The organism is Streptomyces sp. KLMMK (genome assembly GCF_036961605.1).
Taxonomy (GTDB): Bacteria; Actinomycetota; Actinomycetes; order Streptomycetales; family Streptomycetaceae; genus Streptomyces; species Streptomyces telluris.
The window spans coordinates 1-12,477 of sequence record NZ_JBAMDC010000192.1 but is presented as its reverse complement, the minus strand read 5'-3'; the positions used below and the strand labels follow the sequence as shown (position 1 = coordinate 12,477).

Here is a 12,477-nt window from a genome sequence, read left to right as displayed (position 1 = left end):
CCGGCTCGTGCCGGGCACCCAGGCGGAGCCGCTCCAGTAGCGGATATAGCCAGGAATGGACGGGTCCGGGTAGAACCCCTGGACGGGGCTGCTGTCGGCGGATCCTGAGGAAGGGGCGCTCATGGTCTCCGATGTCCCGTATCTGCTCGGCCGTACTGCGGTGTCGGTGCTCGGTGGGGCGGCGACGACAAGCAGTCTGCCGCACACGAGCGACGTGAGGCGCGCTGCTCCCGTACCTCATGACCTCTATGCACAAAAGGCAACCGGGGGCGCAGCACACAGGTCTACCAGACGGCTCTCCACTCTGCGGCCGTCCCGCGGGCGGGACCACTCACACGTGCGACCGGCGCACCGGTTCGGCGAAGTCGCGTAATGGTGTGGGGGTCGATGCGCTCTCAGTCGGTGCGGGCCCGTTCGCGAGGGGCCACGGACCGACGGAAGCAGAGCAGAGAGGGCGCACTTCATGCACACCGTGGTGGAAAGAGAGCTGGAGATCGACCTGGTGCTGTCGCCCGAGCGCAGCATCCCCGTGCCGTCGCGGCTGAGCTACCGCACGGCCGACCCCTACGCGGTGCACATCGTCTTCCACGTGACCTCGGAGGCCCCGGTGCACTGGACGTTCGCGCGCGAGCTGCTGGTGGAGGGCGTGTTCCGGCCGTGCGGCAGCGGGGACGTACGGGTGTGGCCGACGCGGTCGGACGGGCGCAACGTGGTGTGCATGGCGCTGTCCTCGCCGGACGGTGCGGCGCTGCTGGAGGCCCCGGAGCCGGCGGTGTCGGCGTGGCTGGAGCGGACCCTGCGGGTGGTGGCGCCGGGGTCGGAGCCGGAGCGGCTGGGGCTGGACGCGGCGCTGCGGGACATTTTGGACGTGTGACGCCTGTGCGGCGATCACGGTCCCGCAGGCGGCGGCCGGGCCGTCAAAGGTCCAGCACCTTGCCGGGGTTGAGGATGCCCTGGGGGTCGAGGACCCGTTTGATGCCTCGCTGGATCTCCAGGCCCACCGGGCCCAGCTCCCTCGCCAGCCACTCCTTCTTCAGGACACCCACCCCGTGCTCGCCGGTGATCGTGCCGCCCAGCTCCAGGCCGAGGGCCATGATCGCGTCGAAGGACTCGCGGGCGCGCCGCGACTCGTCGGCGTCGGCGGGGTCGAAGCAGACGACGGGGTGGGTGTTGCCGTCGCCCGCGTGGGCGCAGACGCCGATGGTGAGCCCGTACTTGCGGGCGATCGCGGCAGTGCCTTCGAGCATGTCGGCGAGGCGGGAGCGCGGGACGCACACGTCGTCGATCATGGTGGCGGGGCGGAGGGCCTCCAGGGCGGTGAGGGCGAGCCGGCGGGCCTGCAGGAGCAGCTCGGACTCGGCGGCGTCCTCGGCGGGGACGACCTGGTCGGCTCCGGCCGCCGTGCACAGCTCGGCGACGGCGGCGAGGTCCGCGGCCGGGTCGGGGGTATCGAAGGCGGCGAGCAGGAGGGCCTCGGTGGTCTCGGGGAGGCCCATGCGCGCCATGGCGTTGACGGCGCGGATCGTCGTGCCGTCCATGAGCTCCAGGAGCGAGGGGGCGTGGCCGCGGGTCATGATCTCGCGGACGGCCTCGCCGGCCGCGGCGACGGAGGGGAACTCGGCGGCCAGCACCAGCTGCTGGGGCGGGGCCGGGCGGAGCGCGAGGACGGCCCGCACGACGACGCCGAGGCTGCCCTCGGAGCCGACGAACAGGCGGGTGAGGTCGTAGCCCGCGACGCCCTTGGCGGTGCGGCGGCCCGTCTTCAGCAACCGGCCGTCGGCCAGGACGACGTCGAGGCCGAGGACGTATTCGGCGGTGACGCCGTACTTGACGCAGCACAGGCCGCCGGAGGCGGTGCCGATGTTGCCGCCGATGGTGCACTGCTCCCAGCTGGAGGGGTCGGGCGGGTAGTAGAGGCCCTGTTCGGCGACGGCGCGGGAGAGCACGGCGTTGACGACGCCCGGTTCGACGACGGCGACGCGGTCGACGGGGTCGATCTCCAGGATGCGGTCCATCTTGACGAGGGAGAGGACGATGCAGCCCTCGCTCGCGTTGGCCGCGCCGGACAGGCCGGTGCGGGCGCCTTGCGGGACGACGGGGACCCGCAAGGCAGTGGCGGTGCGCATGACGTGCCGGACCTGCTCCACGGTGCGGGGCAGCGTGACGACCGCGGGCCGCCCCGCGGCGCAGAAGCCGGCCATGTCCTTGGCGTAGGACGCGGTGACGTCGGGGTCGGTGAGGATCGCCTCCGCGGGGAGCCCTTCGCGCAACAGCTTGATCAGATCGCCCATGGGGGGCTCATTCCCCGGGCACCCTTGTGCGAATCGGACTACAGGTTGCCGCGCTTCTCCTGCTCCCGCTCGATCGCCTCGAAGAGCGCCTTGAAGTTGCCCTTGCCGAAGCCCATCGAGCCGTGGCGCTCGATCATCTCGAAGAAGACCGTCGGCCGGTCCTGCACGGGCTTGGTGAAGATCTGCAGCAGGTAGCCGTCCTCGTCGCGGTCCGCGAGGATCTTCAGTTCGCGCAGGGTGTCGACCGGTACGCGGGTCTCGCCGACCCACTCGCCCAGCGTGTCGTAGTACGAGTCCGGGGTGTCGAGGAACTGCACGCCCGCCGCCCGCATGGCGCGCACGGTGGCGACGATGTCGTTGGTGGCGAGGGCGATGTGCTGGACGCCGGGGCCGTTGTAGAACTCGAGGTACTCGTCGATCTGCGACTTCTTCTTGGCGATGGCCGGCTCGTTGAGCGGGAACTTCACCTTGCGGGTGCCGTCGGCGACGACCTTCGACATGAGGGCGGAGTACTCGGTGGCGATGTCGTCGCCCACGAACTCCTTCATGTTCGTGAAGTGCATGACGTTGTTGTAGAACGACACCCACTCGTCCATCTTGCCGAGCTCGACGTTGCCCACGCAGTGGTCGATCGCCTGGAACCGGCGATCGCCGGGCTCGACGAGCGGCTTGGCGGCCGCGTAGCCGGGCAGGTACGGGCCGCTGTAGGCGGAGCGCTCGACGAGCGTGTGGCGGGTCTCGCCGTAGGTGGCGATGGCCGCGAGGACGACCTTGCCGTGCTCGTCCTCCAGCTCGTACGGGGCCTCCAGGCCGGTGGCGCCGTGCTCGACGGCGTAGGCGTACGCGGCGCGCGCGTCCGGCACCTCGATGGCGAGGTCGACGACGCCGTCGCCGTGCTCGGCGACGTGGGCGGCGAGGGCCCGGCCGCGGTCGGTCGCGGCCTTGATGACCGTGGTGAGGACGAAGCGGGCGCCGCCCGACTCCAGCACGTAACTGGCGCTCTCGCGGCTTCCGTTCTCCGGTCCGCGGTAGGCGACGAGCTTCATGCCGAAGGCGGTGGAGTAGTAGTGGGCGGCCTGCTTGGCGTTGCCGACGGCGAAGACCACCGCGTCCATCCCCTTGACCGGGAAGGGGTCGGCCTGCCGTGCGGTGTGCGGGGTGTGATCCGTGGTCTGAGTCATGGCCGCAGGGTCCCGCCGATCCACAAGGTGCGCAATAGTTTGCGTATTGGCTGGGCAGACTGCATAGCAGAACGCAGGTAACACCGGACGTTCTGTACATGCTGACCACTGGGAGGACCGCATGGCGATCGATCGTTTGGACGGCCGGCTGATCGAACTGCTGGCCGAGGAGCCGCGGATCGGCGTGCTGGAGGCCTCGCGCCGGCTGGGCGTGGCGCGCGGGACCGTCCAGGCGCGGCTGGACCGGCTGCAGGCGCAGGGCGTCATCCGCGGCTTCGGCCCGGACGTGGACCCGGCGGCGCTGGGCTATCCGGTGACGGCCTTCGCGACGCTGGAGATCAAGCAGGGGCAGGGCGGCGACGTCCGGACGCACCTCGCGACCGTCCCCGAGGTGCTGGAGCTGCACACCACCACCGGGCGCGGCGACATGCTCTGCCGTCTGGTCGCACGCTCGAACGCCGACCTCCAGCGTGTGATCGACCGGGTTGTGGGTTTTGATGGCATCGTGCGGGCCTCCACGGCGATCGTCATGGAGAACGCCGTGCCGCTGCGGATCATCCCGCTGGTGCAGCAGGCGTCGCAGGCCCCGTACCAGCCCTGAGGTTGTGCGGCGCCGGAGTTCCGGGCGCGAGAGGGAGGCGAGCGGGTGAGCTTCTGGGAGTACCTGGCCGGCCGCCGCGCCCAGCTGCTGGCGGACGGCTGGCAGCACGCCAGCGCCGTCTTCCAGTGCATGGTCGTCGCGACCGTCCTCGGCGTGGTGATCGGCGTGCTCACCTACCGCAGCGAGTGGGCCGGCAACCTCGCGGTGACCACGACGGCGACCCTGCTCACCATCCCCTCGCTGGCCCTGCTCGGCCTGCTCATCCCGCTCACCGGCCTGGGCGTGGCGCCGACGGTCACGGCGCTCGTGCTCTACGGGCTGCTGCCCATCGTCCGCAACGCGGTGGTGGGGCTGCGGGGCGTGGACCCCTCGCTGGTGGACGCCGCGAAGGGGATCGGGATGTCGCGCGCGGCGCGGCTGGTGCGCATCGAGCTGCCGCTCGCCTGGCCGCCGATCCTCACCGGGATCCGGGTGGCCACGCAGATGCTGATGGGCATCGCGGCGGTGGCCGCGTACGCCTCCGGGCCGGGGCTGGGCAACGAGATCTTCCGCGGCGTCTCGTCGCTGGGCAGCGCCAACGCCCTCAACCAGGTGCTCGCCGGGACGCTCGGGATCATCGTGCTCGCCCTGCTCTTCGACGCGGCGTACGTACTGATCGGGCGGCTGACCGTGCCGAGGGGGATCCGTGGCTGACGCGCCCGGAGCCACCATCCAGCTGGAGAACCTCACCAAGCGCTACCCCGGCAACCCCGCGCCCGCCGTGGACTGCGTGAACATGGACATCAAGGCCGGGGAGCTGGTGGTCTTCGTGGGCCCGTCCGGCTGCGGCAAGACCACCACCATGAAGATGATCAACCGGCTGATCGAGCCGACGTCCGGCCGTATCCGCATCGACGGCGAGGACGTCACCGGCATCGACCCGGTGCGCCTGCGCCGCAAGATCGGCTACGCCATCCAGGCCTCCGGGCTGTTCCCCCATATGACCGTCGCCCAGAACATCTCGCTCGTCCCGCGCATGACCGGCTGGCCCAAGCGGCGGATCGCCGAGCGGGTGGAGGAGATGCTCGACCTGGTGGGGCTCGACCCCGGCGAGTTCCAGGGCCGCTATCCGCGCCAGCTCTCCGGCGGGCAGCAGCAGCGCGTCGGCGTGGCCCGCGCCCTGGCCGCCGATCCGCCGGTGCTGCTGATGGACGAGCCGTTCGGCGCGGTCGACCCGATCACCCGCGACCACCTGCAGGACGAGCTGATCCGGCTGCAGCACGAGCTGCACAAGACGATCGTCTTCGTCACCCACGACTTCGACGAGGCCATCAAGCTCGGCGACCGGATCGCCGTGCTCCGCGAGCGCTCGCACATCGCCCAGTTCGACACCCCCGAGGCCATCCTCACCAACCCCGCCGACGACTTCGTCTCCGGCTTCGTGGGGGCGGGCGCGGCGCTCAAGCGGCTCAACCTCACGCGCGTACGGGACGTGGGCGTCGTCGACTTCCCCACCGCCACCGTCGACGACCCCCTCCAGACGATCTTCGAACGGCTGCGCCGCGGCACCACCAACGAGGTGCTGCTGCTGGACCGCCACCACCGCCCGTACAAATGGCTCCGGCGCGGCGACCTGATGCGCGCCCAGGGCTCCCTCGCCCGCGCCGGCACCCTCGTGCACGACACCGTCACCCGCGACGCGACGCTGCGCGACGCCCTGGAGGCCGTCCTCGTCGACAACGCGGGCCGGGTGCCCGTGACCGGGCGGCGCGGCCGCTACGAGGGGGTCGTCGACATGGAGACCCTCATGAACTCCGTGCACGAACTGCTGGAGGAGGACCGGCTCGACGCCGTCGAACACCAGCACCTGCTGGAGGAACAGCGCGCCCAGCAGGTGCTGGAGGAGCAGGAGGGCACGACCGACGCGCCGGAGGAGCTGGCGTGACCGGCGAGCGGCCGGGGCCCGCGGAGGCCGGCGCGGGCCCCGTACCGCCGGAGGCGGTGGGCGCGGACGCGGATGCCGGCGGCCCGCCCGGGCCGCCCCCGCCCGCCGTACGCCCCGCCCGGCGCATCACCCGGCGCAAGCTGCTCCTGCGGCCCTGCTTCCTGCTCGTCCTGCTGCTGGCCACCTGGCTGTGGTTCCGCGGCGCCGGCCTGGACTCCGTCGCCCGCAACTCCATCGCCGACGGCAACGTCTGGCTGCGCCTGCGCCAGCACGTCGTCCTCACCGTGGTCTCCACCTTCTTCGTCCTGATCATCGCCATCCCGCTGGGCATCCTGCTCACCCGGCGCCGGCTGCGCCCCGCCGCGCCCGCCGCCATCGCCGTCGCCAACGTCGGCCAGGCCACCCCCGCGATCGGGCTGCTGGCGCTGCTGGTGATCTGGATGGGCATCGGCATGCAGGCGGCGCTCGTCGGCATCGTCGTCTACGCGGTGCTGCCCGTCCTCGCCAACACCGTCGCGGGACTGCGCGCCATCGACCCGACCCTGGTGGAGGCCGCGCGCGGCATCGGCATGTCCGCCACCGGGGTGCTGCGCCGGGTCGAACTGCCGCTGGCCGTGCCGCTGATCCTCGCGGGCGTACGGACCGCGCTCGTCCTCAACGTGGGCACGGCGACGCTCGCCTACTTCGGCGGGGGCGGCGGGCTCGGCGACCTGATCGCCTCGGGCATCACCAACCAGCGGATGCCGGTGCTCGTCCTGGGGTCCGTGCTGACCGTGGCGCTCGCGCTGCTCGTGGACTGGCTGGCGTCCCTGGCCGAGCTGCTGCTGCGGCCGCGCGGCCTGGAGGCCCCCTGAGATGGCCGGGCGGCAGCCGGCCCGAGGGCGGAGAGCCGGGCGGCGCGCAGCGCTCCGGGCGGCGCCCGCGCTCGCCCTCGCCCTCCTCGCCTCCCTCACCGGCGGCTGCGGGCTGACCAGCGGCTCCCCCATGGCCGACGACGTCCGCCCCGGTTCGATCGGCCGGGGCCTGCCGCTCAAGGGCGCCGACCTGACGGTCACCTCCAAGAGCTTCAGCGAGAACATCGTGCTCGGCCAGATCATGGGCCTGGCCTTCCGGGCCGCCGGGGCGAAGGTGCTGGACCGCACCAACATCCAGGGCTCGGTCGGGGCCCGCGAGGCGGTCCGGTCCGGCGAGGCGGACGCCATGTACGAGTACACGGGCACCGCCTGGATCACGTACCTCGGCCACGACCGGCCCATCCCCGACCCCGCGCGGCAGTGGCGGGCCGTCGCCGACGCCGACGCGCGCAACGGCCTCACCTGGCTCGCCCCCGCGGCCCTCGACAACACCTACGCGCTGGCGGTGAACCGGGCCGGCGCGCGCAAGTACGGCACCCGCACCCTCTCGGACGTGGCCGCGCTGTCACGGCGGAACCCGCGGGCGGTGACGCTGTGCGTGGAGAGCGAGTTCGCCGCGCGCGACGACGGGCTGCAGGGCATGGCCAAGGCCTATGGGATGGACGTGCCCGCCTCCCGCGTCCAGAAGATGGACGGCGGCATCGTCTACACCCAGGTCTCCGGGGGCGGCTCCTGCACCTTCGGCGAGGTCTTCACCACCGACGGCCGCATCGCGGCGATGCAGCTCGTCGTCATGGACGACGACAAGCACTTCTTCCCCCACTACAACGCCGCGCCGGAGATCAACAGCGGCACGCTGCGCAAGCACCCGGCGATCAAGGACGTGCTGGACCCCATCACGGCGCGGCTCGACGACGACGTGGCGCGGCGGCTCAACGCGAGGGTGGACGTGGACGGGCAGGACCCGCACGAGGTCGCGAAGGAGTGGCTGCTGAAGGAGGGGTTCATCAGCAAGTAGGCGACCGGCCGGGCCGGTGAACGGGCGGGGCCGGCAGGCGGGGGGTCAGAGGTGGAGGTCAGCAGGCGGGGGTCAGCAGGTGGGGACGTTGTCCTCGTCCCCGGCCCGCAGGGCGCGCAGCGACGTGATCGCGTCCTGCAGCTTCTGCACGGGGATCAGCTGCAGCCCCTTGGGCAGATTGGCCTCGGCGGCCGAGCACTCGGCCTTCGGGACGAGGAAGACCGTCGCGCCGTCGCGCCGGGCCGCCTGCGTCTTCAGCGGTACGCCGCCGACCGGGCCGACCTTCCCGTCGGCGTCGATCGTGCCCGTGCCCGCGATGGTCCGCCCGCCGGTGAGGTCGCCGCCGCGGCCGTCGCCGTCGACCTTGTCGATGATCCCGAGGGTGAAGAGGAGCCCCGCGCTCGGGCCGCCCACGTCGGCCAGGCTGAGGCCGACCTTCAGCTCGTCCGGCGAGCGGTGCAGGTAGCGCAGGGCCGCGTCCGTGGCGGCGTCCTGCGACTTCTTCATCTCCGCCTTGTTGTGCGCGTCGACCTCCTCGTCGGAGTCGCCGACGGGGTAGACGGCGTCGTGCGGCATCACGGCCCGGTCCGTACGCGTCCAGCCGCCGATCACGTCGCCCAGGTCCACGTCGACGCGCGGGCCCGTCACCACGATCGTCGTCATGCGCAGCTGGCCCGTCGTCCTGCGGGCCTGCGCGCCCTGGATCTCGATGACCTGTCTGCCCTCGTGCGTGCCGAGCACGTCCACCGTCGAACCCGGCTGTGCGACCGAGAACGGCAGCGGCACGAAGGGGACCGAGGCGAGCAGGGCGACGACGGGCACGGCACAGACGGCAAGGGTCCGGGCGCGGCGGGACCGGGCGGGCGTGGTCGGAGCGGGCATGCAGCGAATCTAGTTCACGTGCGTCCCTTCCGTGACATGCGCCCTCGCCGGGCGAGGCGCGGCGAGGGCGGGGGACGGCCGGGCAGGCCGGGCAGGCCGGGCAGGCCGGATCACCTCAGGGCGTCGGCGACCTCCTTCGCCGCCTCCACCACGCGGGGCCCGACGCGGTCGGGAATCGTGTCCGTGAGCATCACCACCCCCACGCTGCCCTCGATCCCCAGGACGCCGAGCAGGGGTGCCGCCGCGCCGCTCGCGCCGGCCTCCAGCTCGCCGTGCGTGAGGGCGTAGCCGGGGCCGTCGCTCTCGCCGCGGCGGGCGGCGAGTATGGCGCGGCCGGCCGCACCCCGGTCCAGGGGGTGGCGGAAGCCCGCGCGGTAGGCCACGTGGTAGTCCGTCCACGTCGGCTCGACGACGGCCACCGCGAGCGCCTCGGTGCCGTCGACGAGCGTCAGGTGGGCGGTGGCCCCGATGTCCTCCGCCAGGGAGCGCAGGGCGGGCAGGGCCGCCTCGCGCACCAGCGGGTGCACCTGCCGGCCGAGCCGCAGCACCCCGAGGCCCACCCGGGCCCGGCCGCCGATGTCGCGGCGGACGAGTGCGTGCTGCTCCAGCGTGGCCAGCAGGCGGTAGACCACGGTGCGGTTGACCCCGAGCCGGGTGGACAGCTCGGTGACGGTCAGGCCGTGGTCGGTGTCGGCGAGCAGTTTGAGGACACGCAGTCCTCTGTCGAGCGTCTGCGAGGTCTCCGCGGTCACGACGCCCCTCCTCCGATGTATGGCGGCTCTCGTCGGGTGGGGTGCGCCGCCGTCCCGTCCGGCAGCGCGCGAGGAGAGGCCGCCGGCGGCTTGTCGCTTCTTGCTGCGCTTCATGCGCTACTTGCGCTTCTTGCACCGGCTGCGCTCCGCGGCGGCGCTGCCACGGGGCGTGTGCGTGACCGGAACCGTAGCGCCGCCGGTCCGCTCAGCGGAAGAGTCTGCCCGCGATCCGGTCAGGCGGAGGCGGAATCACGAATATCGGGGCCGGTGTCCCATCATCCGGACACCGGCCCCGTCATCGGTACGCAGCGGGGCGCCCTTCAGCGGGCGCGCTCCTCGGCGTGAGCGCCCCTCGGCATGAGCGCCCCGCCTCCTGTGGGTGGACCGCTACTTCACGTGCGGTCCACTACTTCGCATGCGGTCCGCTACTTCATGCGCGTGGCCCACTCGCGCACCTTCTTGATGCGCTCGTTGAGCTGCCCGGCCGTCGCCTCCGCGCTCGGCGGGCCGCCGCACACGCGGCGCAGTTCGGTGTGGATGACGCCGTGGGGCTTGCCGCTCTGGTGGACGTAGGCGCCTACCAGGGTGTTGAGCTGCTTGCGCAGTTCGAGGAGCTCCTTGTGGGTGACCACCGGGCGGCGCTCCGCGGGCAGTTCGAGGAGGTCCGCCTCGGCGTCCGGGCGCTTGCGGCTGTGGGCGATCTGGCGCGCCTGCCGCTTCTGCAGCAGCAGCTCCACCTGCTCGGGCTCCAGCAGACCGGGGATGCCGAGGTAGTCCTGCTCCTCCTCGCTGCCCGCGTGCGCCTGCATGCCGAACTCGGCGTTGTTGTAGAGGACCCGGTCGAAGACCGCGTCGGACTCCAGCGCCTCGAAGGAGAGTTGGTCGTCGCTGCCGGTGTCCTCGTCCTGCTGGCGCTCCGCCTCGGCGAGGAGCTTGTCCTCCTCGGCGTAGGGGTCCTCCTCGCCCTCCTTCTTGGGCTTGTCGAGGACGTGGTCGCGCTCGACCTCCATCTCGTTGGCGAAGGTCAGCAGGTTGGGGACGGTCGGCAGGAAGACGGAGGCGGTCTCGCCGCGCCGGCGCGAGCGCACGAAGCGGCCGACGGCCTGCGCGAAGAACAGCGGCGTGGAGATCGTCGTGGCGTAGACGCCGACGGCGAGGCGGGGCACGTCCACGCCCTCGGACACCATGCGGACGGCGACCATCCAGCGGGCGTCGCCCTGCGAGAAGTCGTCGATGCGCTGGGAGGCGCCACTGTCGTCGGAGAGCACGAGCGTGGCGCCCTCGCCGGTGATCTCGCGGATCAGCTTGGCGTAGGCGCGGGCGGACTCCTGGTCGGAGGCGATCACGAGGGCGCCCGCGTCCGGGATGGACTTGCGCACCTCGGTCAGGCGGCGGTCGGCGGCCCGCAGCACATTCGGCATCCAGTCGCCGCGCGGGTCGAGCGCCGTGCGCCACGCCTGGGAGACGGCGTCCTTGGTCATCGGCTCGCCGAGGCGGGCCTCCAGCTCGTCGCCCGCCTTGGTGCGCCAGCGCATGTTGCCGCTGTAGGAGAGGAAGATGACCGGGCGGACGACGCCGTCGGAGAGGGCGTTGCCGTATCCGTACGTGTAGTCCGCGGAGGAGCGGCGGATGCCGTCGTTGCCCTCCTCGTACGTGACGAACGGGATGGGGTTGGTGTCGGAGCGGAAGGGCGTGCCGGTCAGGCACAGGCGGCGCGTCGCCGGCTCGAAGGCCTCCAGGCAGGCCTCGCCCCACGAGCGGGAGTCGCCGGCGTGGTGGATCTCGTCGAGGATGACGAGGGTCTTGCGCTGCTCGCTGCGGTTGCGGTGGAGCATGGGGCGCACGCCCACGCCGGCGTAGGTCACGGCGACGCCGTGGTACTCGCGGCCGAGGGGGCCGGCGCTGTACTCCGGGTCGAGCTTGATGCCTATCCGGGCCGCCGCTTCCGCCCACTGCTTCTTCAGGTGCTCGGTCGGGGCGACGACGGTCACCTGCTGGACCACGTGGTGGTGCAGCAGCCAGGAGGCCAGGGTGAGGGCGAAGGTCGTCTTGCCGGCGCCCGGGGTGGCGACGGCGAGGAAGTCGCGGGGCTGCTCCTGGACGTACTTCTCCATGGCGCCCTGCTGCCAGGCGCGGAGCTTGTTCGCGGTACCCCAAGGGGCCCGGCCGGGGAAAGCAGGGGAGAGATGGTGGTTGGTGGTGGTGGTAGTCACGGTCTCCGTCTGGGGGCGCCCCCGGCGCTGGCCGGGGGAGGGTCGGCAGTCGGCAACCGCGTCAGCCTACCGGTGCCGGGGTTCACGCTCCGGGGTTACGCCCCGGGGTCACCCGAGGGTGGGACCGAGGTCACACGGCGGCCGGCGGCGTCGCGCGGGGCGAGCCGGGTGGCGACGTACGCGCCCACCAGCGCGAACGCCGAGGCGGCCGCGAAGACCGCCGCGAAGGCGTGCGCCGGGGCGGCCGCGCCGGCCGTCGCCGCGCTCGCCGAGCCGCCGCCGAAGGAGACGAAGAGCACTCCGGCGAGCCCGACCAGGACGATGCTGCCGAGCGCGTCGGCCGTCTGCAGCGAGGCCGCGTTGGTGCCCTCCTCGCCGGGCCGGGACAGCTTCAGCAGCAGCACCGCCCCGCTGGAGATCGTCAGCCCCATGCCGTAGCCGCCGATCACCCAGGACGCGCCCGCCACCCACACCGGGACGCCGTGCACCAGCACCGCCGACATCAGCGCGACGGCGAGCGCCACCAGCACCATGCCGAGGCTCATCAGCCGCTCGCGGTACGGCTCGGCCCGGCGGCGGCTCTGGGTGTACGAACCGAGCGCCCAGGTCAGGCCGCCGCCGGTGAGGGAGAGCCCGGCGAGGGTCGCGGACAGGCCGCGCTCGGAGACGAGCATCAGCGGGATGAACGTCTCGGCCGCCAGGAACGAGCCCTGCGCGACGCCGCGCAGCAGCACGACCGACGGCAGCCCGCGGGCCGCGCG

General features: G+C 72.6%; 12 protein-coding genes and 1 pseudogene. 6 read left to right on the top strand and 7 right to left on the bottom strand.

Translation table 11 applies throughout. The annotated features are described in order from the left end of the window. On the bottom strand, window positions 1-123 hold a 123-nt coding region (locus V7793_RS23675), incomplete at its 3' end, for a DUF2510 domain-containing protein (RefSeq protein WP_336009628.1). A gap of 340 nt (window positions 124-463) precedes the next feature. Between V7793_RS23675 and V7793_RS23670 the strand changes: the two genes are divergently transcribed. After that, the gene (locus V7793_RS23670) at window positions 464-874 is read left to right on the top strand and encodes an SsgA family sporulation/cell division regulator (RefSeq protein ID WP_336009623.1); all 411 of its coding nucleotides are present in this window, start codon (window positions 464-466) and stop codon (window positions 872-874) included. 43 nt (window positions 875-917) lie between these two features. Here the strand turns inward: V7793_RS23670 and V7793_RS23665 are convergent, their stop codons facing one another. Further along, window positions 918-2,291, bottom strand: coding sequence for an FAD-binding oxidoreductase (locus V7793_RS23665; protein ID WP_336009622.1), 1,374 nt, complete (start codon window positions 2,289-2,291; stop codon window positions 918-920). A 38-nt stretch (window positions 2,292-2,329) separates the two neighbouring features. After that, entirely contained in the window at window positions 2,330-3,472 is a 1,143-nt protein-coding gene (gene hppD / locus V7793_RS23660; protein ID WP_058044269.1) for a 4-hydroxyphenylpyruvate dioxygenase, read from the bottom strand. A gap of 121 nt (window positions 3,473-3,593) precedes the next feature. Between hppD and V7793_RS23655 the strand changes: the two genes are divergently transcribed. Genes V7793_RS23655 through V7793_RS23635 form a run of 5 tightly spaced genes read left to right on the top strand, consistent with a single transcriptional unit; the run spans window position 3,594 to window position 7,869 of the window. Beyond that, entirely contained in the window at window positions 3,594-4,073 is a 480-nt protein-coding gene (locus V7793_RS23655) for an Lrp/AsnC family transcriptional regulator (protein WP_336009619.1), read from the top strand. A gap of 45 nt (window positions 4,074-4,118) precedes the next feature. Then, on the top strand, window positions 4,119-4,766 hold the full coding sequence (locus tag V7793_RS23650; protein ID WP_168095408.1) for an ABC transporter permease subunit: 648 nt from the start codon (window positions 4,119-4,121) through the stop codon (window positions 4,764-4,766). Beyond that, window positions 4,759-5,997: a betaine/proline/choline family ABC transporter ATP-binding protein gene (locus V7793_RS23645; protein ID WP_168095407.1), complete on the top strand. Its 1,239-nt coding sequence runs from the start codon at window positions 4,759-4,761 to the stop codon at window positions 5,995-5,997. The genes V7793_RS23650 and V7793_RS23645 overlap by 8 nt, the downstream gene beginning before the upstream one ends. Continuing rightward, window positions 5,994-6,851 carry an ABC transporter permease gene (locus V7793_RS23640; RefSeq protein ID WP_443057973.1) on the top strand — a complete coding sequence of 286 codons (858 nt, stop codon included), beginning with the start codon at window positions 5,994-5,996 and terminating at the stop codon, window positions 6,849-6,851. The genes V7793_RS23645 and V7793_RS23640 overlap by 4 nt, the downstream gene beginning before the upstream one ends. Window position 6,852: 1 nt before the next feature. Beyond that, on the top strand, window positions 6,853-7,869 hold the full coding sequence (locus tag V7793_RS23635) for a glycine betaine ABC transporter substrate-binding protein (RefSeq protein WP_336009616.1): 1,017 nt from the start codon (window positions 6,853-6,855) through the stop codon (window positions 7,867-7,869). A gap of 72 nt (window positions 7,870-7,941) precedes the next feature. Here the strand turns inward: V7793_RS23635 and V7793_RS23630 are convergent, their stop codons facing one another. From V7793_RS23630 to V7793_RS23615, 4 genes and pseudogenes are all read right to left on the bottom strand, one after another. Beyond that, window positions 7,942-8,751: a S16 family serine protease gene (locus V7793_RS23630; protein WP_336009615.1), complete on the bottom strand. Its 810-nt coding sequence runs from the start codon at window positions 8,749-8,751 to the stop codon at window positions 7,942-7,944. Window positions 8,752-8,861: 110 nt separating this feature from the next. After that, complete coding sequence (locus V7793_RS23625; protein WP_168095404.1) at window positions 8,862-9,503, bottom strand: IclR family transcriptional regulator; 642 nt, start codon at window positions 9,501-9,503, stop codon at window positions 8,862-8,864. Window positions 9,504-9,928: 425 nt separating this feature from the next. Continuing rightward, a complete protein-coding gene (locus V7793_RS23620; protein WP_336009613.1) occupies window positions 9,929-11,716 on the bottom strand; it encodes a DEAD/DEAH box helicase in 1,788 nt (595 codons plus the stop codon). Between the two features lie 95 nt (window positions 11,717-11,811). Next, window positions 11,812-12,477, bottom strand: a pseudogene (locus tag V7793_RS23615) (MFS transporter); the annotation flags it as partial.

Excerpts from the sequence above, each read along its gene's own strand:
- V7793_RS23670 (WP_336009623.1), top strand. The coding sequence starts at position 464 with ATGCACACCGTGGTGGAAAGAGAGCTGGAGATCGACCTGGTGCTGTCG.
- V7793_RS23665 (WP_336009622.1), bottom strand. The coding sequence starts at position 2,291 with ATGGGCGATCTGATCAAGCTGTTGCGCGAAGGGCTCCCCGCGGAGGCG.
- hppD (WP_058044269.1), bottom strand. The coding sequence starts at position 3,472 with ATGACTCAGACCACGGATCACACCCCGCACACCGCACGGCAGGCCGAC.
- V7793_RS23655 (WP_336009619.1), top strand. The coding sequence starts at position 3,594 with ATGGCGATCGATCGTTTGGACGGCCGGCTGATCGAACTGCTGGCCGAG.
- V7793_RS23635 (WP_336009616.1), top strand. The coding sequence starts at position 6,853 with ATGGCCGGGCGGCAGCCGGCCCGAGGGCGGAGAGCCGGGCGGCGCGCA.
- V7793_RS23630 (WP_336009615.1), bottom strand. The coding sequence starts at position 8,751 with ATGCCCGCTCCGACCACGCCCGCCCGGTCCCGCCGCGCCCGGACCCTT.